The sequence below is a fragment of the Rhodococcus pseudokoreensis genome (assembly GCF_017068395.1).
In the GTDB taxonomy this organism is placed as follows: Bacteria; Actinomycetota; Actinomycetes; order Mycobacteriales; family Mycobacteriaceae; genus Rhodococcus_F; species Rhodococcus_F pseudokoreensis.
Map to the genome: position 1 here is coordinate 2455258 of NZ_CP070619.1, position 26907 is coordinate 2482164.

Sequence of the window (26907 nt, forward strand, 5' to 3'; positions counted from 1 at the left end):
GGTATCCCCGACCGTCGACGTCGTGAGTGCGTCCGGATCCTGACTCGCGAATGCGGGAGGCGGTGACTTTTCCCCGCCCCCCAGATCGATCGTTCGCCGTCCACAGGGCGCACAGACCCCATCGTTGCACAGCGGCGTGGCCGCATTCAGCCGATTCGGTCGTCGCGGCTCGGGGTCCGATCGGCGTCCAGATACCTCGACAGCACCGGGCCGATGACGGCGAGGGACTGCGGCTCGATCATGTCGTTGTGCCCGCAGTCCACCGGATGCTCGATGATCCGGCCGGTCACCAGCGGCCGCCACTCGTTCGCCGACCGGGCGCGGGTGGTGCCGTCGTCTTCGCCGGTCGCGGGGAAGATCAGCAGCTCACCGTCGTAGACCTGCGGCTCGAACCGGTGGACGAGTTCCCGCGAATTCTCGTATCCGGCGTTGATCCGCTCGAGGTGTTCTCCGCGCAGTCCGGAGTCGCTACCCCACGATTCGTTGAGCAGTTGCGCGGCCCGTTCGTACGTGAGTTCGCCGTCGGTGGCGACGACGAGACCCAGCCCGCGGAGCAGATCCCGCATGTCGAGTTTCCCGAACAGCGGGTCCTCGCCGTTGTCGGGATAACTGTCCATGACGGCGAGGGTCGCGACGTTTTCGCCTGCCCGCTGGAGTTCGACGGCCATCGCGTGGGCGATGACCCCGCCCAGTGACCAGCCGAGCAGGTCGTACGGTCCCTCCGGCTGAATGGCCTTCATCTCCTCGACGTACCGGTGCGCGAGTTGCTCGATCGACCGGTACTCGCCGTCCCCGCTGATCGTGGGCAGTTGCAGACCGTACGCGCGGCGGTCGGCGGGCAGATACCGGACGAGGCCCGCGTACCCCCAGGACAGCCCGATTCCCGGGTGTACGCAGAACAGCGGTCGGCCGGTGCCCTCGGTGCGCAGGGGAATCACCACCGCCAGCGCCTCCGTCACTGCGCCCTCCGCCGACGGAAGTGCGATTCTGCGGGCGAGGCCGGACGGTGTGGGATCGAGGAACATCCACTGCAACGGGATCTTCCGGTCGAGTCGCTCCTGCAGCGCGGCGACCGCCTTCGTGGCGAGCAGGGAGTTGCCGCTCCTCTCGAAGAAGTTGTCGTCGGCCCCGACCCGGTCGAGACCGAGCACTTCGGCGAACACGTCCACGATCGCCGCCTCGAGGTCGGTGGCGGGCGGCCGGAAGCGGGTGCCCGAGAGGAACTCGGGAGCGGGCAGCGCCGCGCGATCCAACTTGCCCACCGGCGTCAGCGGGATCCGGTCGAGCACGACGATCGCGGCGGGCACCATGTGGGACGGCAGCCGTTCACCGACGAGGCGGGAGAGTTCCGCGGTGTCGACGTCCGCGCCGCCGACCGGCCGGACATAGGAGACGAGAAGCGGTTCCCCGGCCGGTCCGTCCCGGCCGATCGTGACGGCGAACCCGACGTCGGGGTGGGCGGTGAGGACGGCGTCGATCTCGCCGGGCTCGATGCGGAACCCGCGGATCTTCACCTGGAAGTCGCTGCGCCCGACGTATTCGAGCGTGCCGTCGCGGCGCCACCGCACCACGTCGCCCGTGCGGTACATCCGGTCGCCGGGGGCGCCCCAGGGGGCGGCCACGAAACGGGACGCCGTCAGACCGGACCGGCGATGATAGCCGGAGGCCAGGGCGCGCCCCGAGACGTACAACTCACCGACCACACCGACCGGCACCGGGCGCAGCCGGGAATCGAGCACTACCTCCGCCACGCCGCGGGTGGGTGCGCCGAGTGTGATCGGGTCGCCCGGCACCAGCGCGTCGCTGATGTTCGACATGATCGTCGTCTCGGTCGGCCCGTAGGCGTTGAACATCCGGCGGCCGGGCGCCCACCGCGCGACGAGTTCGGGTGGGCAGGCCTCACCGGCCACGACCAGCGTCCGCAGCGACTCGAAGCCCAGCGGGTCCATCGACGCCAGTGCGGTCGGGGTGACGAATCCGTGGGACACCCGCTCTTCGCTCAGCAGCGCGGCCAGTTCGGTGCCGCCGTAGATCGTGGGGGGTGCGATCACCAGCGTCGCACCCGCGCAGAACGCCAGAAGGAGTTCGAAGACAGACGCGTCGAAACTCGGCGACGCGAAGTGCAGCACCCGCGAGCCTCGGGTGACGGCGAGGCGGTCCCGCTCCTCTGCGGCGAGGTTCGCCAGGCCGCGGTGCGTGACGGCCACGCCCTTGGGGACGCCCGTGGATCCGGAGGTGTAGATGAGATACGCGGGATGCGATTCGTGGAGCGGTGCGGTCCGGTCCGCGTCGGTGACGGGGTCCGGTGACTGCGTCCTGATTCGGTCGGCGTCCCGGACGTCGTCGAGCACGATCCAGGTCACGGCGGCGGGCAGCCGATCTCGGTGTTCCCGGACGGTCACGCCCGACACCGCACCCGAGTCGGTGAGCATGTGCTCGATCCGGTCGGGCGGATACCCGGGGTCGACGGGCAGGAACGCGGCGCCCGCCCGGGCGACGGCCCACACCGACAGCACCGATTCGATCGACCTCGACAGGCTCAGCGCGACAGTGGTTCCCGGTCCCGCACCGGCCTCGATCAGCCTGCGCGCCAGCCTGTTCGACGTCTCGTCGAGTTCGCGGTACGTGATCACCCGGCCCCGGTGCGACAGCGCGTCGGCGTCCGGGTCGAGTCGGACCGCGGCCGTCAGCAGGTCCGTCAGCAGGACGTTGGGCGCGTCGGGTGCTCCGCGCGCCGGGGTGAGCGCCGCGACCTCGTCGGTGCCGAGGATCTCGATGTCGCCGACCGGGACGCCGGGTTCGGCGGTGACGGAGTCGAGGATCCGCACGAACCGTTCCGCGAAACCCGTCACCGTGTCGGCGTCGAACAGGTCGGTCGCGTAGTCGATCGCACCCGTCATGCCCGCCGGGACGCCGTCTGTGTCGAACCGCTCGTCGAGGATCACCTCGAGGTCCACCTTCACCACGGCGAGGTCGGGATCGAGTCCCTCGACGCTCAACCCGGGCAACCGCAGCGCGGGATTGTCGGTGTTCTGGAATTCGAGGGACACCTGGAACAGCGGCGAGTGGGCGGTCGAGCGCACCGGGCCGACGGCGTCCACCACCCGTTCGAAGGGCAGGTCGGCGTGTGCGAAGGCACCGAGATCGGCGTCGCGGACCTGCGCGAGCAGGTCGCGGAACGGCTGCCCCGCCTCGATCGTGGTGCGCAGGGCCAGTGTGCCGACGAACATGCCGACGAGGTCGTCGAGCGCCGCCTCGCCGCGGCCGGCGATCGGGGTGCCGATCGCCACGTCGCTCGTGCCGCCGAGCCGCCCGAGCAGGACGGCGAGTGCGGCGTGCACGATCATGAACTCGGTGGACCGGTGCTCGCGGGCCGCCGCCCGGATCCGCTGGTGCAGCCCCGCGCCGATCGTGAAGCCCACCCGGTCGCCGTGGAACGACTGCTGCGCCGGACGCCGGCGGTCGGTGGGCAGTTCGAGGAGTTCCGGCAGCCCGGCGAGCGCCGACTCCCAGTAAGACAGTTGCCGCGAGATCAGCGACCCGGAGTCGTCCTCGGAACCGAGCAGTCTGCGCTGCCACAGGGTGTAGTCGGCGTACTGGACCGGTAGCGGTGTCCATGCGGGAGCGCGACCGTGGGCTCGGGATTCGTACGCCACCATCACATCCCGCACCAGCGGCGCCATCGAGAAGCCGTCGGCCGAGATGTGGTGCACCACGACGGCGAGGACCCGTGTGGTCCGGTCGAGCGTGAACAGGGCGATGCGCAGCGGGACGGCGGCGGCGACGTCGAAGCCGGCCGACACCAGCCGGGTGAGCTCTTCCCGGAGCCGGCCGTCGTCCGCGACCGCGGTCGGCGGGGGCATCGGCGCCGGTGGCGGGAGGATCTCCTGCACCGGTTCGCCGTCACGGAGCGGGAATCGGGTGCGCAGCGACTCGTGCCTGGTCACGACGTCCGTGACCGCCAGCCTCAGCGCGTCCACGTCGAGGTCGCCGGTGAGCCGCACCACCATCGGGATGTTGTAGGCGGGCGAACTCGTGTCGAACTGGTTGATGAACCACATGCGCTGCTGGGCGTAGGACAGCGGGATGCGGTCGGGACGGTCCCCGGCGGTCAGGGCGGGACGGCCGGACGGGCCCGCTCCCGCGTGCTCGATGCGCGCGGCCAGCGTCTCCGCCGTGGGCGCTTCGAACAACGCCCGCACGCCGATGTCGGTGCCGAGCGCGGCGCGCAGGCGGGCGACCGCGCGGGTGGCGCTCAGCGAGTTGCCGCCGAGGTCGAAGAATCCGGCGTCCGCGCTGACCCGGTCCAGTCCGAGTACCTCCGCGAAGACGCCGGCCACCGTCTCCTGCACCGGGTCGGCCGGTGCCCGGTATTCTCCTGCGCCGATGTCGAATTCGGGAGTGGGCAGGGCCTTGCGGTCGAACTTGCCGACGGCGTTCAGCGGGATCTCGTCCAGCACGGTGATCAACGACGGAACCATGTGGGCGGGTAGCCTGCTCGCGAGAGTGCGGGTGAGGTCGCCGGTGTCGAGGGTGTGCCCGGGCGCGGGCACGACGTAGGACGCGAGCAGGGTGTCGCCGGCCGGGCCGCGGTAGGCGACCGTGACCGCGAACCGGACGCCGGGGACCGCCGCGAGCGTCGTGTCGATCTCGCCGAGTTCGATGCGGAACCCACGGACCTTCACCTGGAAGTCGCTGCGGCCCAGGTATTCGATGGTGCGCCCGGCGGTCCAGCGCACGACGTCGCCGGTGCGGTACATCCGCTCCCCGGGACGGCACGGGTCGGCCACGAACCGCGTCGCGGTGAGCCCCGGGCGGCGGTGGTAGCCGCGCGCCAGTCCCGCGCCTGCGAGGTACAACTCCCCCGGAACCCCGGCCGGAACCGGCTGCAACCGCGAATTCAGCACCAGTTCCGTGACCCCGCGGATCGGTCCGCCGATGGTGATGCGCTCCCCCGGGGTCAGAGGATCGCTGATGTTGGACATGACCGTGGTCTCGGTCGGTCCGTACCCGTTGTGCAACCGGCGGCCCGGCGCCCACCGGGACACGAGTTCCGGTGGGCAGGCCTCGCCGCCGACCACGACGTCGGCGAACAGATCCAGCCCGGCGGGGTCGAGGGATGCGAGCGCCGCGGTGGTGACGAACGCGTGCGTGACCCGCCGGTCGCGGATCAACTGGGCGAGTTCGTCGCCGCCGAACACGGTGGGCGGCGCGATCACCATCGTCGCCGCGGCGCCGAACGCCTGCAGGTATTCGAACACGGATCCGTCGAAGCTCGGCGTCGAGAAGTGCAGCGTCCGGGACTTCCGGTCCGCCCCGAGGCGGGCGAGTTGGTCACGGGCGAAGTTGTCCAGGCCGCGGTGCGTCACGGTGACGCCCTTCGGCATTCCGGTGGAACCCGACGTGTAGACGACGTACGCGGCGGAGTCGAGCGTGACCGGTGCCGTGCGGTCGCCGTCGTCGACAGGCACCGCGGAACCGGCCGCGCACTCGGCGTCGAATTCGGGGTCGTCGAGGACGAGCCAGCGCATGCTGCCGGGTAGCCGGGCGCGATGCTCGGACGTCGTCAGCCCGAGAGCGCACTCCGAGTCGGTGAGCATGTGCGCGATGCGTTCGTCGGGATAGTTCGGGTCGACGGGCACGAACACGGCCCCGGCCTTGGCCACCGCCCACACGCACAGCACCGACTCGATCGAACGCGGAATACCCACGGCCACCGATATTTCCGGTCCGAGACCGCGACCGATCAGGGCACGCGCGAGCCGGGTCGACCGCTCGTCCAGCTCCCGGTACGACACCTCGACGTCGCCGGCCGACAGGGCGACCGCTTCCGGGTCGACGGCGGCGGCCGCGGTGAAGATCTGCGCGAGAGTGCGGACGGACCCGGCCGGGCCACCGCGGACCGGCACCAGTTCCATCTGTTCCCGCTCGGTGAGCAGCGACAACCGGGCCAGCGGCACGTCGGGTCCGGCGCAGGCATCGAGCACCCGCACCACCCGGTCGGCGATGTCCTCGACCGCTCCTGGGGCGAACAGGTCGGGGATGTACTCGAACTTCAGGTGCAGGCTCGCCGCCGCGGACGCGACGAGGCTCAGCGGGTAGTGGGCGGCGTCGCGGGCGTCGACGCCGGTGACGCGGAGCCCGGCGATGTCGGTGTCTTCCGACAGCCCGGCCCGGTCCACCGGGTACGACTCGAACACGGTGAGCGTGTCGAACCCGGCGCCGGGGCCGGCGGCGTCCCGGATCTCGGCGAGACCGGTGTAGTGGTGGTCGAGCATCGCCGCCTGCTCGGCCTGCACCCGCTCCAGCAACGCGCCGAGCGTCTCGTCGGGGCGCAGCGTGACCCGCACCGGCACGGTGTTGATGAACAGCCCGACCATCGTCTCGATGCCGGCGAGTTCCGGCGGTCTGCCGGACACGGTGGCACCGAACACGACGTCGTCGCGTCCGGTGAGCATTCCCAGCACGATGCCCCACGCCGTCTGCAGGATGCTGTTGAGCGTGAGCCCGCGGGTGCGCGCGGATTCGCGCAGCCGGTCGGTCCGGTCCTCGTCGAGGTCGAACACCCACTCCCGCGACACGGCCGACAGTTGCCGCGCCCGGTCCGCGGGGATCAGCAGCGTCGGTTCCTCGACCCCGTCCAGGGCGTCCGCCCAGGCCCGCGCGGACAGGCCCGTGTCGCGCCCGCTCATCCACGCCAGGTAGTCGCGGTAGTCCCGCACGCGGGGCAGCGGCGAGGGGTCGGCGTCCGTGGCGTACAGCGTGAGCAGTTCCCGGATCATCAGCGGCATCGACCAGCCGTCGAGCAGGATGTGGTGGTTCGTCGACACCAGTCGGCAGCGGCCGCCTGCCGTCCACACCAGCAGGAACCGGATCAGCGGGGCGGTGGCCATGTCGAAGGGGGTGGTCCGGTCGGCGGCCAGCAGTCGCTCGATCTCGGTTTCCGCCGCGTCCCCGTTCAGCCCGCTCAGGTCGATCTCCCGCCAGGGCACGGTGACCCGGCCGGAGACGACCTGCACGGCTCCGCCGTCGGCGTCGTGGCAGAACGCGCTGCGCAGGTTCGGGTGACGGTCGAGGAGCGCACCCGCGGCCCGGCGCAACCGGGCCGCGTCGACGTCGCCGGCGAGGTCCAGAATCAGCTGGACGAGATAGGCGTCCACCGACTCGTCGGCCAGTTCGGCGTGGAACAGCATGCCCGCCTGCAACGGCGACAACGGCCAGACGTCGGTCATCGCCGGGTACCGGCGTTCGAGGTCGTCGATCGCGCTCTGGCCGAGTCGGACGAGGCTCAGGTCGGACGGGGTGAAGCCGCCGCCACCGGCCCTCGTGTGCTCGGACAGGGCCTCCAGCGCCCCCACCCACAGTCGCGCGAGTTCGCCGACGTCCGCCGCCGCGATCACCCCGACGGGGAACGACCACGTCGCCGTGAGTACCGGGCCGGCGGCGGTGTCGGTGGTTCTGGCGTTCACGTCGACGACGGCCGCTGCGGGCAACCCGGAGTGCGCGGCGGCGGCGAGTCCCGCGTCGGAGACGGGCATCCAGTCGCCGCCCGGGGCGGTGCCCGCGCCGAGCCTGCCGAGGTAGTTGAAGCTCACCTGCGGACTCGCCTGCGCCGACAGTTCCCGGGCCGTGTCGTCGTCGAGGTACCGGAGGAGCCCGAACCCGATGCCGTGGTCGGGGATCGAGTGCAGCCGCTCCTTCACCGCCTTGACCGCGTCGCCGGCGGCGGGGCCCGCCGCGAACGCGTCCTCGACGTCCACACGGTCCAGGTCGAGGCTCACCGGGAAGATCGTGGTGAACCAGCCGACCGTGCGCGCCAGATCGGCGCCGGGGACCACGTGTTCCTCCCGGCCGTGCCCTTCGAGGTTCACGAGCGCGGCGGACGACTCGATCCCGCGGTCGCGGCGCCACCGGACGAGCGCCAGCGCCAGCGCCGTCAGCAACCCGTCCGCCACGTTCCCGTGGAACGCCTGCGGGAGCGAAGTCAGCAAGGTCTCGGTGACGGCGACGGGTACCTGGACCTCGACGTCGGAGGTCTGGACGTCGGCAGGCGTCAGCGGCCGCGACCCCAGCGGCGGGTCGGGGGTGTCGAGCATCCGCCGCCACAGGCCGAGTTCGGCTGCGCGGGAACGTTCCTGCGCGACGTCGGTGAGTGCGTGCGCCCATGTGCGCATCGACGTTCCGGTGTCGGGCAGGACGTGCGCCTCTCCGGACAGTACGCGGGCGCAGGCGAGGGCGAGATCGGGGACGAGGATGCGCCACGACACCCCGTCGACCACCACGTGATGGGCGACGATCAGTAACCGCCCCGTCGCGGGTTCTCCGGTGCTCGCGAACCACACCGCCTGCACCATCACACCCGACTCCGGGTCGAGGCGGCCTGCGGCGGCGTCCAATTCGCGGGACGCGGCGTCGGCGAACGAGTCCGCGGCGGCGAGCGGCACCGTGCGCACCACCTCGGTCGCCCGCACCCACCCCGGCGGCGCGGTCGCCATGATCCAGCGGTCGCTGCGGTACAGGCGGGCACGCAGCATGTCGTGCCGGTCCAGGACGGCCTGCATCGCCGCCGTCAACGTGTCCTCGTCCAGTTCGGCGGGCGTCGTGAACAGCGCGGCCTGCGAGTACCGCCGGAAATCGCCGTCCCGGCCCAGCATCCAGCGCACGATCGGGGTCAGCGGGAACTCGCCGACGCCGCCGCCGGGCAACTCCTCGAGGGTGATCGTCTCCTCCCCCGACGTGGCGACCTCCGCGAGCGCGGCCACCGTCTTGCGTTCGAACACGTCCCGCGGGGTGATCACCACCCCGGACGCCTTCGCCCGGGTGACCAGCTGGATCGACATGATCGAGTCGCCGCCGACCGCGAAGAACGAATCGTCGACACCCACCGTGTCGAGGCCGAGGACCTCGGCGAACAGGCCGGCGAGGATCCGCTCCGTCTCCGTCGCCGGTGCGCGGCCGAGCGACACCTGCCGGCCGTAGTCCGGTTCGGGGAGCGCCCGGCGGTCGAGTTTGCCGTTCACCGTGAGGGGCAGGGCGTCGAGCACCACCACGGCGGCGGGCACCATGTGCGCCGCCAGGCTGCCCCCGACCGTGTCGACGATCCCGGCGGGGTCCACCACCCGGCCCGCCTCGGGCACCACGTAGCCCACCAGGCGCTCGTTCCGCGCCAGCACCACCGACTGCGCCACACCGTCGCAGGCGAGGAGCGCCGACTCCACCTCGCCCAGTTCGATACGGAACCCCTTGACCTGAACCTGGAAGTCGTTGCGGCCCAGATAGTCCAGCTGCCCGTCTCGGTTCCACCGGCCGAGGTCGCCGGACCGGTACATCCGGGATCCGGGGGTGTACGGGTCGGCCACGAACCGGGTCGACGTGAGCGTGAACCGGCCCAGATAGCCGCGGGACACCTGCGCGCCGGACACGTAGAGTTCCCCGACCACTCCCGGCGGCACCGGGTGCAGGCGGGCGTCGAGCACGTGCACGCGCAGACCGGGCAGGGCCCGGCCGATCACGGACGCCGACGCGGACGCGGCGAGTTCCTCGTCCAGCGGCAGGTGGCTGACGTGCACCGTGGTTTCGGTGATGCCGTACATGTTCACCAGCGCCGGGACGGTGTCTCCGTGTCGTGTGTACCAGCGGGTGAGCTGCCCCAGGTCCAGGGCCTCGCCGCCGAACACCACGACGCGGAGAGCGAGTTCGGTGCCGCCGGACACCCGGTCCGCCTCGGCGAGTTGGTAGAACGCGGTGGGGGTCTGATTCAGGACGGTGACGTTCTCGTTGCGCAGCAGTCGCAGGAACGCGTCGGGTGAGCGGGTAGTGAAGTAGTCGACCACCACCAGCCTGCCGCCGTGGAGCAGCGCACCCCACAACTCCCAGACGGAGAAGTCGAAGGCCGCCGAATGGAACATCGTCCACACGTCGGAGGCGTCGAAGCCGAACAGCGGTTGCGTGTGCGCGAACAGGCCGGCGACGTTGCGGTGCGACACCTGAACGCCTTTCGGCTGTCCCGTCGAGCCGGAGGTGTAGATGACGTACGCCACCGAGTCGGGGTGCAGGGGTCCGCTCCGGTCCTGGTCGGTCACCGGCAGCGGCGACATGCGGTCCAGTTCGGCCACCGTCTCCGGGCCGTCGACGAGGACGGCCGGGACGCCGCTCGCCCGGACCGCGCCGGATTCGGCCTCGGTGGTCAGCACACAAACCGGCCGGGCGTCGGCGAACACGTACGCGAGCCGCTCTTCCGGGTACGTGACGTCGACGGGCACATAGCCGGCCCCCGACTTCACCACCGCGAGCAGCGCCACCACCAGGTCCACCGACCGCGCGGCGGCGACGGCCACCAGGGTCTCCGGGCCCGCGCCGCGCGCGATCAGCAACCGCGCCAGACGATTCGCCCGGGTGTCCAGTTCTTCGTACGTGAGCGACGCACCTTCGCAGACGACGGCCGTCGCGTCGTAGGACCGCTCCGCCGCCCGCTCGAAGAGTTCCACCAGCGTCGCGTGCGCTCCGACCGGTTCGGCGAACGCGGGCAGCACCGACTCCCGCTCCGCCGGGTCCAGGATGTCGATGTCCCCCACCGGGAGCGCCCCGGCCGCGGCGATCGCGTCGAGCACCCGCAGGAACCGTTCCGCGAACCGGGTCACCGTGTCGCGGTCGAGCACGTCCGTCGCGAACCGCAACCCGGCGGCGAGTCCGGCGGGTGCACCGTCCTCGTCGACCTGTTCGGCGACGCTCAGTTCCAGGTCGAACTTCGCGACCTCGAGATCCACGTCGAGCGAGTCGACGGTGAGTCCCGGCAGTTCGAGGTGGGTGCCTTCCGCGTTCCGGAATTCGATGAGCACCTGGAACAGCGGGGTGTGCGACGTGGACCGCTCGGGGGCGAGGTGGTCGACGAGCCGCTCGAACGGGATGTCCGCGTGCTCGAACGCGCCGAGATCCGCGGCCCGGACCGCGGTCAGGACCTCACCGAACGACGCCCGCGGGTCCACCACCGTCCGCAGGACGAGGGTGTTGACGAACATGCCCACCACGTCATCGAGGACCGCCTGCCCGCGACCGGCGACCGGCGTCCCCATCGTGACGTCGCCGGTGCCCGACAACCGCGACAGCAGCACGGCGAACGCCGCGTGCACCGCCATGAACAGGGTCGAATTGTGCTGGGCCGCGATCGTGTTCAGCGCCCGGTGCAGTCGCGCCGGTACGTCGAACTCGACGACGTCCCCGCGGTACGACCGCTGGGCGGGACGCGGCCGGTCGACCGGGATCTGCAGCACCTCGGGCGCACCGGACAGCGTGTCCGTCCAGTAGCCCAGTTGCCTCGACATCACCGAGTCCGGATCGTCCACCACTCCGAGAACGTCCCGCTGCCACACGCTGTAGTCGGCGTACTGCACCGCCAGCGGGGTCCAGCCGGGTGTCTCCCCCACGGTCCGGGCGGTGTACGCGAGCATGACGTCGCGGGCCAGCGGCAGCATCGAGAACCCGTCGGCGGCGATGTGGTGCACGACGATGGCGAGGACGTGCTGCTCGGGGTCCAGTGCGAACAGCCGGGCACGGAACGGGATCTCGTCGCTCACGTCGAAACCCGTCCCGACCAGTGCCGCGACGGCGTCCCGCAGTGCACGGTCACCGGACACGGGCACCGGGTCGAGTCCGGGGGTCGCCCGCCCGGGATCGACGATCACCTGGTGCGGTCCGTCGACCGACCCGGGGAACACGGTGCGCAGCGATTCCTGCCGCTCCACGACGTCGCCGACCGCCGCGTGCAGGGCGGCGCGGTCGAGGGCGCCGGTCAGCCGCAGGGCGATCGGGATGTTGTAGGCGGGCGAGGACGTGTCGAACTGGTTGACGAACCACATCCGTTGCTGCGCCAGCGACAGCGGTATCCGGTCGGGTCTCGGCCCGGCGGCGAGCGCCACCGACGGCGTCCTTGCCGACGCGGCTGAATCGATCCGCACCGCCAGATCCGCCACCACGGGCGCGTCGAACAGTGCGGCCACCCCGATCCCGGCGTCGAGGGCGGAGTTGATGCGCGCGACGGCCCGCGTGGCGCTGAGCGAGTCGCCGCCGAGGTCGAAGAAGCTGTCGTCCGCACCGACGCGCCGGGCGCCGAGCACCTCGGCGAACACGTCCGCGACGGCCTCCTCGACCGGCGTGGTGGGCGCCCGGTAACCGAGCGTCGCCGTGACGAATTCCGGTGCCGGCAGCGCCTTCCGGTCCAGTTTGCCGACGGGGGTCAGCGGGATCTCGTCGAGAACCACCACGGCCGCGGGCACCATGTACTTCGGCAGGATGCGGCCCGCGAACGCGAGCACGTCCGGCGCCGCCACCTCCTCGCCGTCGTGCGGCAGGACGTACGACACGAGCGCCGTGTCCCCCAGCGGGCCCGGCCTGCCGAGGGTCGCGGCGAAGTCGAGGTGCGGGTGGGTGGTGAGAACGGAATCGATCTCCCCCAGTTCCACGCGCTGACCGCGGATCTTCACCTGGAAGTCGCTGCGCCCGAGGTACTCGAGGGTGTGGTCGCGGCGCCACCGCACGACGTCGCCCGTGCGGTACATCCGGCCGCGGCCGTAGGGGTTGGCGACGAAACGGTCCGCGGTGAGCGCCGGGCGCCGGTGGTACCCGCGGGCCAGAGCCGTTCCCGCGATGTACAACTCGCCGGGCACCCCGGCCGGGACGGGCTGCAGCCGGGCATCGAGGACGGACAGTGCGATGCCGCGGACGGGGCTCCCGATCGTGACCGGTTCGCCCGGTGTCATCGGTGTGCTGAACGTGGTGAGGACGGTCGCCTCGGTGGGGCCGTAACCGTTGAACATCGCGCGGTCTGCGCCCCACGTGGCCACCAGTTCGTCGCCGACGGCGTCGCCGGCCACGACGAGCGCCTCGAGGTGCTCGATGCCGTCGCGCTCCACGGTGGCCAGGACGGCCGGGGTGATGCAGGCGTGGGTGACCCGTTCGCGGCGCAGCAGGTCCGCGAGTTCCGCGCCGCCGTACACGTCGGGGGGCGCGATCACGAGCGTCGCCCCCGCCGCGCACGACTGGACGAGTTCGAGGATCGCCACGTCGAAGCTGGGCGAGCAGATGTGCAGGCAGCGGGAGTCGGGCGACACGGTGTAGTGCTCGGTCTGCTCGGTGAGCAGGTTCGCCAGACCGCGGTGCGTGACGACGACGCCCTTCGGCCTGCCGGTGGACCCGGACGTGTAGATCGCGTAGGCGGCGTGGTCGACGTCGAGCACCGACCGGCGGTCCAGGTCGGTGATGCGGGCGGAGGAGGCGCCGGACCAGGTGCGCTCGAAGGCCGGATCGTCCAGCACCAGCCACGGCACGGTATCGGGCATCCGGTGCCGGTGCGCCGACGTCGTGACCCCCAGTGCCGCACCGGAATCAGCCAGCATGTTCTCGATGCGGTCGGCGGGATAGGTCGGGTCGACGGGCACGAACGCGGCGCCGGTCTTGGCGACCGCCCACACCGCGGGCACCGATTCCCGTGATCGGGGCAGCCCGAGCGCCACGAACGTCTCCGGCCCGGCACCCCGTTCGATCAGCACGCGGGCCAGCGCGCTCGACCGCTCGTCGAGTTCCCGGTAGCTCGTCTCGTGCCCGTCGAAGACGAACGCGGACGCGTCCGGCCGGTTCCCGGCCGAGGTGGTGAGGATCTCGGGCAGCGTCCTCGGCGGCCCGGCGGGTGCGCCGCACACCGCGGTGTACTCCTGCAGTTCGGCCTCCGACAGCAGGGGCAGGTGCGCGAGCGGGGTGTCGATGTCGGACAGCAGGATCTGCACGACACGGGCGACGCGGGCGGCCACCGACTCCGCGAACTCGCTGCCGAAGACGTTCGGCTGGTATCGCAGTCGCAGGTGCAGTGCCGTGTCGACGTGCGCCATCAGGGTGAACGGATAGTGGGTGGAGTCGATCCCCTCGATCCCGGCGACGTGCATGCCGCCGATGTCGGTGTCTTCCGACAGCCCCATCCTGTCCACCGGATACGACTCGAACACGGTCAGCGTGTCGAACGCGGCCCCCTCCCCGACGGCGCGCTGGATTTCGGTGAGTCCCAGGTAGTGGTGATCGAGCAGGGCCGATTGTTCGCGCTGGAAGCGCTGCAGCAGTTCGGCGAGCGTTTCCTCCCGGCGCAGGCGCAACCGGACGGGCACCGTGTTGATGAACAGCCCGACCATCGACTCGATGCCCGGGACCGCCGGTGGGCGGCCGGACACGGTGGCGCCGAACGTCACGTCCTCCCGGGTTCCGAGCGTGGTCAGCACCAGCCCCCACGCCACCTGGACGAGGGTGTTCATCGTCAGTCCGCGCTCGCGTGCGAGGGCCTCGAGCGCGCGGGTCTTGTCCTCGCCCACCTCGAGGCGGACGTCCTCGGGTTCGGCGAAGGACTGTTCGCCGTGCGCCGCGGGTGCCACGAACGTCGGCTCGTCCGCGCCGGCGAGGGCGGACACCCAGGCGGCCGTGGACCGTGCGTGGTCCTGCCTGCCGATCCACTGCAGGTAGTCGCGGTAGGGCGTGACGCGGGGCAGGGCGGTCGGGTCGCCGTCCGTGGCGTACAGGACGAGCAGGTCCTTGATCACCAGCGGCGTCGACCAGCCGTCGAGGAGGATGTGGTGGTGGGTGAGGACCAGCCGGTGCCGGTCGGGTGCGGTGCGCAGCAACGTGAATCGGAGCAGCGGCGCGTCGGACATCTCGAACGGGACGGCGCGGTCGGCGGCCAGGAACGCGGTGTCGTCGAGGAACACTCTGTCGTCGAGGTCTGAGAGATCGACGAAAGTCCACGGCGCGATCGCCGTATCGAGTACCACCTGCACCGGTCCGTTACCGGTGTCGGTGAACGCCACGCGGAGATTCGCGTGCCGGTCCAGCAGACCCTGCGCGGCGCGGCGCAGCCTCGCCGGGTCGACGGTGCCGCGCAGGTCGAGGACCAACTGCACCTGATAGGCGTCGAGGCGATGCTCGGACAGTTGCGCGTGGAACAGCAGACCCGCCTGCAGCGGGGACAGCGGCCAGATGTCGGCGAGGTCCGGGTACGTGCGCTCCAGTCGGTCGATGTCGGCCTGCCCGACGGACACCAGGTCGAGGTCCCACGGGGTCAGCCCGCCCGCGCCCGGCCTGCCCGCGTGCTCGGCGAGTGCCGTGAGCGCCCGCACCCACAGTGCGGCAAGCTCGTCCACGTCCCCGGCTGCCAGTACACCGGTGGGGTACGACCACGTCGCCGTCAGCACCGGTGCCCCGTCCCGGACCGTGGTCGCGGCGTTGACGTCCACGACCCAGGCGGCGGGCATGTCGTGGTTCTGGGTTCCGCCGAGGTCCCCGCTGTCCGCGATCGGCAGCCAGGGCACGTCGCCGGCGCTCGTCGCCACCCGGCCGAGGTAGTTGAAACTCAGTTGCGGCGGCCGGATTCGGCGCAGTCCCGCGGAGTCGCCGGGGTCCAGATACCGGAGCATGCCGTACCCGATGCCGTGATCGGGGATGGCGAGGAGTTGTTCCTTGATCGCCTTGATCGCGGCCCCGGCCGCGTCGTCGCTGTTGATCGCGGCCCCGGCCGCGTCGTCGGCGGCGAGTGCGGCGTCGACGTCGATGCCGGTGAGGTCGAGTCGTGCCGGGAAGAGGGTAGTGAACCATCCGACGGTGCGGGACAGGTCGGCGCCGGGCACGACGTGGTCCTCGCGGCCGTGGCCCTCGAGGTTGATCAGCACGTCGGTCGTGTCGACCCCGCGGTGCCGCCGCCACCGGATCATCGCCAGCGTGAGCGCGGTGAGCAGGCCGTCGCCGACGGCGCCGTGGAACGCGGCGGGCAGGGTGGTGAGGAGCGCATCGGTGACGCCGGTGGGCACGTCAACGACGACGCGGCCCGTCGTGGCGTCGACGTCGACGGCCGGATCCAGCGGCCGGGAGCCGAGAAGCGGATCGGGTCCGTCCAGGATCGACTGCCACAGTGCGCCTTCGGCGTGCCGGGACCCGGCGGCATCGGTGAGCCCGTGCGACCATCGCCGCATCGACGTCCCGACCGCGGGCAGTGCGGCGGGCAGACCCTCGGCGACGCGGGTGTGGGCGGCCGCGAGATCCGCGATCAGGATCCGCCAGGACACGCCGTCGACGACGAGATGATGCGCGACCAGCAGCAGACGCCCCTGCCCGTCCGGGCCGTCGAACCAGAGCACCTGCATCATGCTGGCCGCGGCCGGGTCCAGCCGGTCCGCCGCCGCGTTCAGTTCCACTCTCGCCACCGCCGCGAAGTCGCCGGCGTCGAACGACGTCACGGGCACGTGGTGGATCAGCGCGTCGGCCCGCACCGATCCGGTCGGCAGCACCGTCATCGCCCACCGTCCCGCGTCGTCGGTGGCGAGTCGCGCGCGGAGCATGTCGTGACGATCCAGCACGGCGTCGACGGCGGCGGCGAGATCCTCGCGGGTGAGGCCGCGTGGTGCGGTGACCGGCACCGACTGGGAGAACCGCTCCAGCCTGTCGCCGCTGCGGTCGAGCATCCACGAGACGACGGGGGTCAGCGGCACCGGGCCGACTCCGCCGCCGGGCAGTTCCTCCAGCACCACGGCATCGGCGCGTTCGTGGTGGGCCACCTCGGCGAGACCGGCGACGGTCCGGCGCTCGAACACGTCCCGCGGGGAGAGGATCAGTCCGGCGGCCTTCGCGCGGGCCACCAGTTGGATCGACATGATGCTGTCGCCGCCCAGCGCGAAGAACGAATCGTCGACGCCTACCGAGGCGAGGCCCAGCACATCCCGGAACAGACCGGCGAGCAGCGCCTCGGTCTCGGTGCGCGGCGGCCGGCTGTCGGTGACGGTGACCCCGAAGTCCGGTTCCGGCAGCGCCTTCCGATCGATCTTGCCGTGCACCGTCACCGGGAGCGCCGCGATCACCAGAACGGCGGCGGGCACCATGTACGACGCGAGCCGGGTGCCCGCGAACTGCAGGATCTCGCCCGGATCGACGGCCGCACCGGGTTCGGGGACGACGTACCCGATCAGCCGCGGGCCGGAGTGTCCGTCGCGGCGCACGTCCGCGACCGCCGCCGCCACGTTCTCGTGGGCGAGCAGCGCCGACTCCACCTCGCCGAGTTCGATGCGGAATCCGCGGATCTTCACCTGGAAATCGGTGCGCCCGAGGTAGTCGAGTTGCCCGTCCGCCGTCCAGCGCACGAGGTCGCCGGTCCGGTACATCCGGCTGCCCGGCGGCCCGAACGGGTTGGCCACGAAGCGTTCCGCGGTGAGGGCGTGCCTGCCGTGATAGCCGCGCGCGAGCGCGGGGCCCGCGAGATACAGCTCCCCGGCCACCCCTGCCGGTACCGGGTGCAGTCGCGCGTCGAGGACGGTCTCGGTGAACCCGAGTGTCGGGGCGCCGATCGTGACCGGTTCGCCCGGCGCCAGCGGGGTGCTGATGCTCGACACGACCGTCGACTCGGTCGGACCGTAGGCGTCGAACATGGTCCGGCCCGGCGCCCAGCGTGCCATGAGTTCCGGCGGGCAGGCCTCGCCTCCGGTCACCACGCACCGCACGCTCTCGAGGCCGGCGGGATCGACGGAGGCGAGCGCCGCCGGAGTGACGAAGCAGTGCGTGACCCGCTCGCGCCGCAGCAGGTCCGCCAAATCCTCGCCGCCGTAGACGGACGGGGATGCGATCACCATCGTCGCGCCCGGCCCGGTCGCCAGCATCAGTTCGAGCACCGAGGCGTCGAAGCTCGGCGACGCGAAGTGCAGGGTCCGGGACGCCGCCGTGGTGCCGAACGTGTCCTGCTCCGCCGCAGCGAAATTCGCCAGACCGCGGTGTGTGGTCACGACGCCCTTCGGCCTGCCGGTCGATCCCGACGTGTAGATCACGTACGCGGGGTGGTCGACGTGCAGGGCCGACGCGCGGTCGGTGTCGGTCACCGGCGTCGCCGGGAACAGTGACAGTTCGGCGTCGGTGCCGGGGTCACCGAGATCCAGCCACGGGATCGACGCGGGCAGGGCGGACCGCACCGCGGACGTGGTGAGACCGGCGACGGCGCCCGAATCGCCCAGCATGTACTCGATGCGCTCGGCGGGATGGTTCGGGTCGACCGGCAGGAACGCGGCCCCGGCCTTGGCCACCGACCAGACGGCGACCACGGATTCGATCGACCGCGGCAAGGCCAGCGCCACCACCTGTTCCGGGCCGATACCCCGTCCGATCAGGAGCCGGGCGAGCCGGTCCGACCGTTCGTCGAGGTCCCGGTACGACACCCGGTGTCCGTCGAAGACCAGTGCCGCGGCATCCGGGTCCGCGGCGGCGGCGGCCGTCAGCAACTGCGGCAGCGTCCGCGCCGGCACGCCGGGTCCCCCGCTCACCGGTGTCAGTGCGGCCCGCTCGCCGGCGCCGAGGACGTCGACGTCGCCGACCGGGACGTCCGGCGTATCGGTGACGGCGCCCAGGATCCGGACCAGGCGCTCGGCGAACGCGGCCACCGTGTCCTCGTCGAAGATGTCGGTGGCGTATCCCAGCGCCGCGCTGATCCCGGCGGGGCGACCGTCGGCGTCGACGGTTTCCCGCAGGGTCAGCTGGAGGTCGAAGTTGATCGTGTCGAACGCTAGGTCGAGGGGTTCGACGTGGAGGCCGGGCAGCTCCAGCTCGGGGCGCTCGGTGTTCTGGAATTCGAGCATCACCTGGAACAGCGGTGAGTACTCCGTCGAACGGGAGGGGCGCAGGCTCTCCACGACGCGTTCGAACGGGACGTCCGCGTGCGTGAACGCCCCGAGGTCGGTGTCGCGGACCTGCGCGAGCAGTTCGGTGAATGTGCTTGTGCCGTCGACATGAGTGCGGAGCACGAGGGTGTTCACGAACATCCCGACCAGGTCGTCGAGTTCGGCCTCCCCGCGGCCCGCGATCGGTGTGCCCACGGCGACGTCGTCCGACGCGCTCAGCCGCGACAGCAGGACCGCCAGTGCCGCGTGCAGCGCCATGAACACGGTCGACCCGCGCCTGCGCGCCACCTGCACGACACCGTGGTGGAGGTCCGGCCCGATCCCGAACTCGACGCGGCCCGCGCCGAGGGTGCGGGCGGCCGGGCGGGGCCGGTCCGTGGGCAGTTCCAGCACGTCGGGGAGGTCGGCGAGCGTCGCGGTCCAGTACGTGAGTTGGCGGGCGAGCGGCGACTCCTCGTCGTGCTCGTCGCCGAGCCGATCCCGTTGCCAGAGTGTGTAATCGGCGTACTGGACGGGCAGCGGAGTCCAGTCGGGTGCCACGCCGTGCGCGCGGGCCGTGTACGCCGACAGGACGTCGCGGGCGAGCGGAACCATCGAGAAGCCGTCCGCCGCGATGTGATGCACCACCACCGCCAGCACGTGCTCGTGCTCGCCGGCCGCGAACAGCCGGGCCCGCAGCGGCGCCTCCGTCGTCACGTCGAATCCCGCGGAGAGCAGGCGGTGGAGTTCCGCGTCGACGTCCGACGTCGCGACGGCGTGCGGTGTGAGATCGGGCGCCACGGACTCCGGCGGCAGGATCACCTGCCGTGGGCCGCTGTCGGTGAGCGGGAAGACGGTGCGGAGGGATTCGTGGCGTTCGACGACGTCGGTGACGGCCGCCTGCAACGCAGCCACGTCGAGTGTTCCGGTGAGGCGGAGCGCGATCGCGACGTTGTATGCCGCACTGGCCGTGTCGAATTGGTTGGCGAACCACATCCGCTGCTGCGCAAGCGAGACGGGGACCTCCCGCGACGGATCCCGTGGGGCGGGCGCAGGCCGGGAGTCCGCCCGGGATTCGCCGGCCTCGGCGCGGGCGGCGAGCCCGGCGACGGTCGGGGCGTCGAACACGTCCCGCACGCCCAGGCGGTCGCCGACCGCCGCGTTGATGCGGGCGACGAGCCGGGTCGCGGTCAGCGAGTTCCCGCCGAGCGCGAAGAAGCTGTCGTTCGCCCCCACCCGGACGATGCCGAGGAGGTCGGCGAACACGGCGGCGACGATCTCCTCCACCGGATTGCGCGGGGCCACGAACCCCACCGTCGCCGTGCCGAAGTCGGCGTCCGGCAGCGACTTCCGGTCGAGCTTGCCGTTGACGGTGAGGGGCAGGGCGTCGATCACCACCACCGCGGCGGGCACCATGTACGACGGCACGCTCGCCCCGACCGCGGCGAGGACCGCCGCCGCGTCGACGGCGGCGCCCGCCTCCGGGACCACGTAGCCCACCAGCCGGTCGCCGTCCCGCTCGTCGCCGCGCACCACGACCACCGACTGCGCCACCCCGGCGCACGCGGCGAGGGCCGCCTCCACCTCGCCGAGTTCCACCCGGAATCCGCGCAGCTGCACCTGGAAATCGCTGCGCCCCACGTACTCGAGCCGCCCGCCCGCACCCCACTTGACGACATCGCCCGACCGGTACATGCGCGCCCCGGCCCGGCCGTGGTCGAACGGGTCGGCGACGAACCGCGTCGCGGTCAGACCCTGCCGTCCGATGTAGCCGCGGGTCACCTGGTCGCCGGACACGTACAGCTCCCCCACCACCCCGGGCGGCACCGGATGCAGCCGGTCGTCGAGGACGTAGACGCGCAGTCCGGGGAGCCCACTGCCGATGACCGAGCCGGGCACGGACGCCGCCAGCGCCCGGTCGAGGGTGAGGAAGCTGACGTGCACCGTGGTCTCGGTGATCCCGTACATGTTCACCAGCACGGGGGCACGGTCGTCGTGCCGGGTGTACCACTTCTCGAGTTGCCCGACGTCGAGGGCCTCGCCGCCGAAGATCACGTGCCGCAACGACAGTGGCGTTGCGTCGCCGTCCTCGACGGCGCTCGCCGCGCGATCCGCCTCCGTCAGCTGGTAGAACGCCGTCGGCGTCTGGTTCAGCACCGTCACCCGTTCCCGGCGGAGCAGTTCGAGGAACGTGTCCGGCGAGCGTGCGGTGAAATAGTCGACCAGCACCAGCCGGCCGCCGTGGACGAGCGCACCCCACAGTTCCCAGACGGAGAAGTCGAAGGCGTACGAGTGGAACAGCGTCCACACGTCGGACGAATCGAACCCGAACAGGTCCCGGGTGTTGGCCAGCAGCGCGACGACGCACCGATGCGACACCTGGACGCCCTTCGGCCGCCCCGTCGATCCCGACGTGAAGATGACGTACGCGACGGCGTCGCCCCACAGCGGCCGCAGCCGGTCCGAGTCGGTGACCGGCAACCCGGGCAGTTCCGCCACCGCACGGACCGTCGCCGGATCGTCGATCACCACCACCGGCAGTCCGGCCGGGGCCGACGAGGCGAATTCCGCGCTCACCACGGCGCAGACGGGCTGCGCGTCCTCGAACATCGCCGCCACCCGCTCGGCGGGATAGCTGGTGTCGACGGGGACGTACCCGCCGCCGGCCGCGAGCACCGCCAGCAACGTCACCACGAGGGCCGGTGTGCGATCCACCATCACCGCGACCAGCGACTCGGCACCTACCCCCTCGGCGATCAGCAACCGCGCCAACCGGTTCGCCTGCTCGTCCAGTTGGCCGTAGGTCAGTGTCTCCTCGCCGCACACCACCGCGGTGGCGTCCGGGCTGTCCGCGGCCACCCGAGCGAACAACTCGACCACCGTCTGCGCCTTCGCGGTGACGCCCTCGCGGTTCCACCGGTCCAATACCAGGTCGCGCTCGGCGCCGCCGAGAACCGCGATGTCCCCCACCACCGCAACCGGGTCGTCCACCACCGCCCGCAAAACCCGGACGAAGCGTTCCCCGAACCCGTCCACCGACGTCCGGTCGAACACGTCCGTCGCATACAGGAAGGCCGCGGACATTCCTGCGGCGCCGCCGTTTTCGTCGTGGTGCTCGGCGAGCGCCAACTGCAGGTCGAATTTGGCCACCCCCGGGTCGACGTCGACGGCTTCGACGGTCAGGCCCGGCAGTTCGAGGTGGGCGCGTACCGTGTTCTGGAATTCGAGCAGCACCTGGAACAGCGGCGAGTGCGACGTCGACCGGCCGGGGGCCAGCTCGTCGACGACGCTCTCGAAGGGAACGTCGGTGTGCCCGAACGCACCCAGATCCGTGTCGCGGGCCCGGGCCAGCACGTCGGTGAACACGTCGGCCGATTCCACCGGAGTCCGCAGCACCAGTGTGTTGACGAACATCCCCACCAGGTCGTCCAGCGCCGCCTCACCGCGACCCGCGATCGGGGTGCCGATGGCGACGTCCCCCGAACCGGTCATCCGCGACAGCAGCACGGCGAGCGCCGCGTGCATCACCATGAACAGCGTCGCGTTGTGCTCGCGTGCGAGGAGGAGCAGTTTCCGGTGCAAGCCGGCATCGATCGGGAACGCCGCGGTCGCCCCCGCGAGCGAGCGGGTGACCGGCCGGTTCCGGTCGAGCGGGAGCGCGCTGACCTCCGGGAGGTCGGCCAGCACCTCGCGCCAGTACTGCAGTTGCCGGGACATGAGGCTGTCCGGGTCCTCGGCACTGCCGAGCAGGCGACGCTGCCACACGCTGAAGTCGGCGTACTGCACGGGCAGCGGCTCCCAGCTCGGCAGGGACCCGGACCGGCGCGCCGAGTAGGCGACGATCAGGTCGCGGGCCAGCGGCGCGAGCGACGCCCCGTCGGCGGCGATGTGGTGCACCACGATCACGAGCACGTGTTCGTCCGGACCGGTCCACAACAGGGCCGCGCGCAGCGGGACCTTCGCGCTCACGTCGAACCCGCCCTCGAGGAGGGCCGCGATCCGGTCGTGCAGCGACTCGTCGCCGTCGACCTGCGGGGTGAGGTCGGGAACGACGTCCTCGGTGTCGACGATCACCTGGTACGGCCCGTCCTCCGACGCAGGGTACTTGGTGCGCAGCGACTCGTGCCGCTCGATCACGTCCCCCACCGCGGCCCGCAGCGTGTCCGCGTCCAGGGGTCCGATGAGCCGCACGGCCATCGGGATGTTGTACGCCACCGACGACGTGTCGAACTGGTTGATGAACCACATCCGCTGCTGCGCCAGTGACAGCGGGACGCGCTCGGGCCGCTCCCCGACGGTCAGGGGTGGCCGGTCCACGAGTTCCGTGCCCGCCCGGCGGACGTGCGCGGCCAGCAGTTCGACGGTGGGAGCCTCGAACAGCGCGCGCACCCCCACGTCCGAACCGAGGGCCGCGTTGACCCGGGCGATCACCCGCGTCGCGACGAGAGAGTTGCCGCCGAGGTCGAAGAAGCTGTCGTCGACACTGATCCGCTCGACGCCGAGGACCTCGGTGAACACCTCGGCAATCGCCTCCTCGACCGGGTCGGCGGGCGCCTTGAACTCGGCCGCTGCGGACAGGAACCGCGGCTCCGGCAGCGCCGCACGGTCCAGCTTCCCGACGGGGTTCAGCGGGATCTCGTCCAGCACCACGACCACCGAGGGAACCATGTACGCCGGCAACCGGTTCCGCACCTGCCGCAGCAGTTCCGACGTCTCGATCGGCCTGCCCGCCGCGGGGACGACGTACGAGACCAGAACCGTGTCCCCGGACGGGCCCGGCCTGCCGATGGTGACGGCCAGTCGCACGTCCGGGTGTGTCTGCAGCATCGCGTCGATCTCGCCGAGCTCGATGCGGAATCCGCGCACCTTCACCTGGAAGTCGCTGCGCCGCAGGTACTCGAGCGTGTGGTCGGGCCGCCACCGCACCACGTCGCCGGTGCGGTACATCCGGCCCCGGCCGTGCGGGTCGGCGACGAACCGCGCCGCGGTGAGACCGGGACGGCGGTGATAGCCGCGGGCCACACCGCACCCGGCGATGTACAGCTCACCCGGTACCCCGACCGGAACCGGGTGGAGCCGGGCGTCGAGCACCATTTGCTCCGCGCCCCGGATCGGCCCGCCCAGTGTGATGGGATCACCCGCGGTCATCGGCGCGCTGATGTTCGCCATTATCGTGGTCTCGGTGGGGCCGTACGCGTTGTACAGCCTGCGGTCGGGCGACCACCGGGCCACGAGGTCGGGTGGGCAGGCCTCGCCGCCGACGGCCACGTCGAGGAAGTCGCCCAGCGAATCGGGCGGGATGGTTCCCAGCGCGGCGGTGGTGACGAAACCGTGTGTGACGCGTTCCGACCGCAGCAGGTCGGCCAGTTCGGCGCCGCCGTACGCGGTCGGCGGCACCACCACCATGGTGGCGCCCACTCCGAAGGCCTGCAGGTACTCGAACACGGACGCGTCGAAACTGGGAGTCGAGAAGTGCAGCGTCCGGGACGATCTGGTGGCGCCGAACCGCTCCTGCTGATCGGCGGCGAAGTTGTCCAGCCCGCGGTGGGTGACGGTGACGCCCTTCGGTTGCCCCGTCGAACCGGACGTGTAGATCAGGTATGCGGCGTTGTCGAGGTGCAGCGGCCGAGTGCGGTCGGAGTCGGTCAGCGGATTGTCCGGGCGGGCGGCGCATTCGGCTCGGAAGTCCGGATCGTCCAGTACGCACCACGGAATCGAATCGTGCAGGCGGCCGCGCACCGACTGCTCGGTCAGACCGAGCACCACACCCGAATCGGCGAGCATGTAGTCGACCCGGTCCGCCGGGTAGTTCGGGTCCACCGGAACGAACGCCGCCCCCGTCTTCGCGACCGCCCAGACGGACGCCACCGACCGGAACGACCGCGGTAACGCCAGCGCGACGAACGATTCCGGTCCCACACCGTGGTCGATCAGGATCCGCGCGACCTGCGTCGACCACCGGTCCAGTTCGCGGTATGACAATTCCTCGCCCTGCCGGGTCAGGGCCGTCGCCGCCGGTTCCAGTGCCGCGGCGTCGGCGAACAGGTCGGGCAGGGTGCGCTCGGATCGGGCGGGCAGACCCCGGACCGGTGTCAACGCGGAACGTTCGTCCGCGGACAGGATCTCGATGTCACCGACCGGAACGTCCGGACCGGCCGTCATCACACCGAGGATGCGCAGGTACCGTTCGGCGGCCACCCGGATGGTGCGGGCGTCGAACAGGTCTGCGGCGAAGCCGAATTCGACGGTCGCACCGGCCGGTTCCCCCGACTCGCCGGACGCCTCCGTCACGGACACGCACAGGTCGAGGCCGGGGAACTCCGCATCCGGGGAGCCGGCGGGCCGGGTGTCGAGCAGCACCTGGACGATCGGTGCGTACGCCTCCGACACCGACACGCCAAGTTCCCGCACCAGACGGTCGAACGGAACCCCGTTGTGCGACAGCGCCTCCGCGGCTGCGTCCCGGACGTGGGCCAGGTAGTCGCGGCACGCCACCTCGCCCGCGTACCGCGAACGCACCACCACGATGTCCGTGCGGTCGCCCACGTCCACCGCCGTCCCGACGGCGATGTCGCCGCTTCCGGTGACCCGGCCGAGCAGGATCGACAGAGCGGTGAGGAACACCGAGCGGCCCGCGGTGCCCGCATCTTCCGCCAGCGCGCCCACCCGGCGGTGCAACTCCGCAGGCACCACCACGGTGACCCGGTCGCTCTCCGGCGACAGCCTGGCGGGCCGGAGCCGGTCGGTGGGCAACGGCAGGAGGTCGGGCAACCCGTCCAGTCGCCGGCGCCAGTACTCGACTTCCCGGGCCTCGCCCAGCAACCGTTCCCCGATGCGGGCGCTTTCCTCGTGGATGTCGCCCACCCGGGACGCCGGGTCGGCGGTGGCCAGTTCCTCGAGCAGTTCGACGCACTGCCGATGGTGGTCCCGCAGTTCGCCGCGCTCGTAGCGGCTGGGATTCGCGCGGAAGTCGACGAAGATCCTGGTGGGCGTGCCGCTCTGGTACACGTTGATCAGCAGGTCCTCCACCGGACCCGAAGTGACGATGTGGAAGTCGCCGACCAGCGAACCCAGCGCCACCTCCTGGCGGAACAACATGACGTTGACCATCGGCCCGTACAGCGCCGTCGACGCGGTGTCGCCTGCGTCGCGGCGGATGTCGTCGAGGCTGCACCGCTGGTGCCGCAGTGCCGCGACGAGTTCACGCTGGACCTGCTCGATCAGGTCCGCGACGGTGTCCTCGGCGCGGACGCGGACGGGCATCGGGGCGACGTTGACGAGCATGCCGCCGGAATTGCGCAATACCGCCGTCGTGCGCGCCGACACCGGGATGGTCACCAGCACATCGGTTCTGCCGGTGCGCCGCGCCAGGTAGCACGCCGCGGCCGCGATGATCGTCGCCGCCGACGGGCTGTCGCGGGAATCGAGAACGGCCACCACGTCGTCGGAGAGGACGGCGCTCTCCACCGTGCTGGCGGCGGACACGTGTCCCGCCGTCCGCGCCAGTGTGGTGCCCTCCACCCCGGCGACCCGCTCCGCCCAGTACTCCCGGTCGGTCAGGAACCGGTCCGAGGCGCGGTACCGGCTGTCGATGTCGTACAACTGCCGCAGGCTGACGGCCCGGTTCGGATCCGGTTCGCGGCCCGCGACTTTCGCGGAGTACCGGTGCGCGATGCGGCGCAGCATCGTCATGGCCCCGTAGCCGTCGAGGGCGACGTGGTGAATCCTGCTGTACCACAGGAAGTGTGCGTCACCGGTCTGCAGGATCGACGTCTCCACCAGCCGGTCGACGCTCAGGTCGATCGGTGTGACGTAGTCACGCTCCATCCATTCGTGCGCCGCCGCCACCGGATCCACTTCGGTGCGGAAGTCGACGTACGCGATCGACGTGTCCGTCCGATGGTCGACGTACTGCAGCGGGCGGCCGTCGACGTCGTAGACCTTGAGGAACGGCGATTCGAATTCGCGGGCCGCCTCCACCGTCTCCTGCCGCAGCAGGTCCATGTCCAGCGCACCGTGGAACTCGACGTACTGGGCGATGAAGATCGGGACCCGCGGTTCCAGTTGCTGCGCGAACCACGTGGCCCGCTGCGCCGCCGAGAGCGGAATCGGTTCGCCGCCGCCCGGGGCGGAACCGTCCGATCGCCGTCCCGGGACGCGCAGGTCCGCGGGGCGGCGCGGATCCCCCGCCCCCGGAACGGGTCCTTCACCTTGTCCAGGGCACACTGAAACTCGACCTCGCCCCGCC

Annotated in this window: 1 protein-coding gene; it reads right to left on the minus strand. The window is 71.5% G+C overall.

The genetic code is table 11. The features are described from left to right. Nucleotides 1-146 precede the first annotated feature (146 nt). Nucleotides 147-26885 (minus strand): non-ribosomal peptide synthase/polyketide synthase, encoded by a 26739-nt coding sequence (locus JWS13_RS16510; RefSeq protein WP_206006608.1) that lies wholly within the window; start codon nt 26883-26885, stop codon nt 147-149. Nucleotides 26886-26907 lie beyond the last annotated feature (22 nt).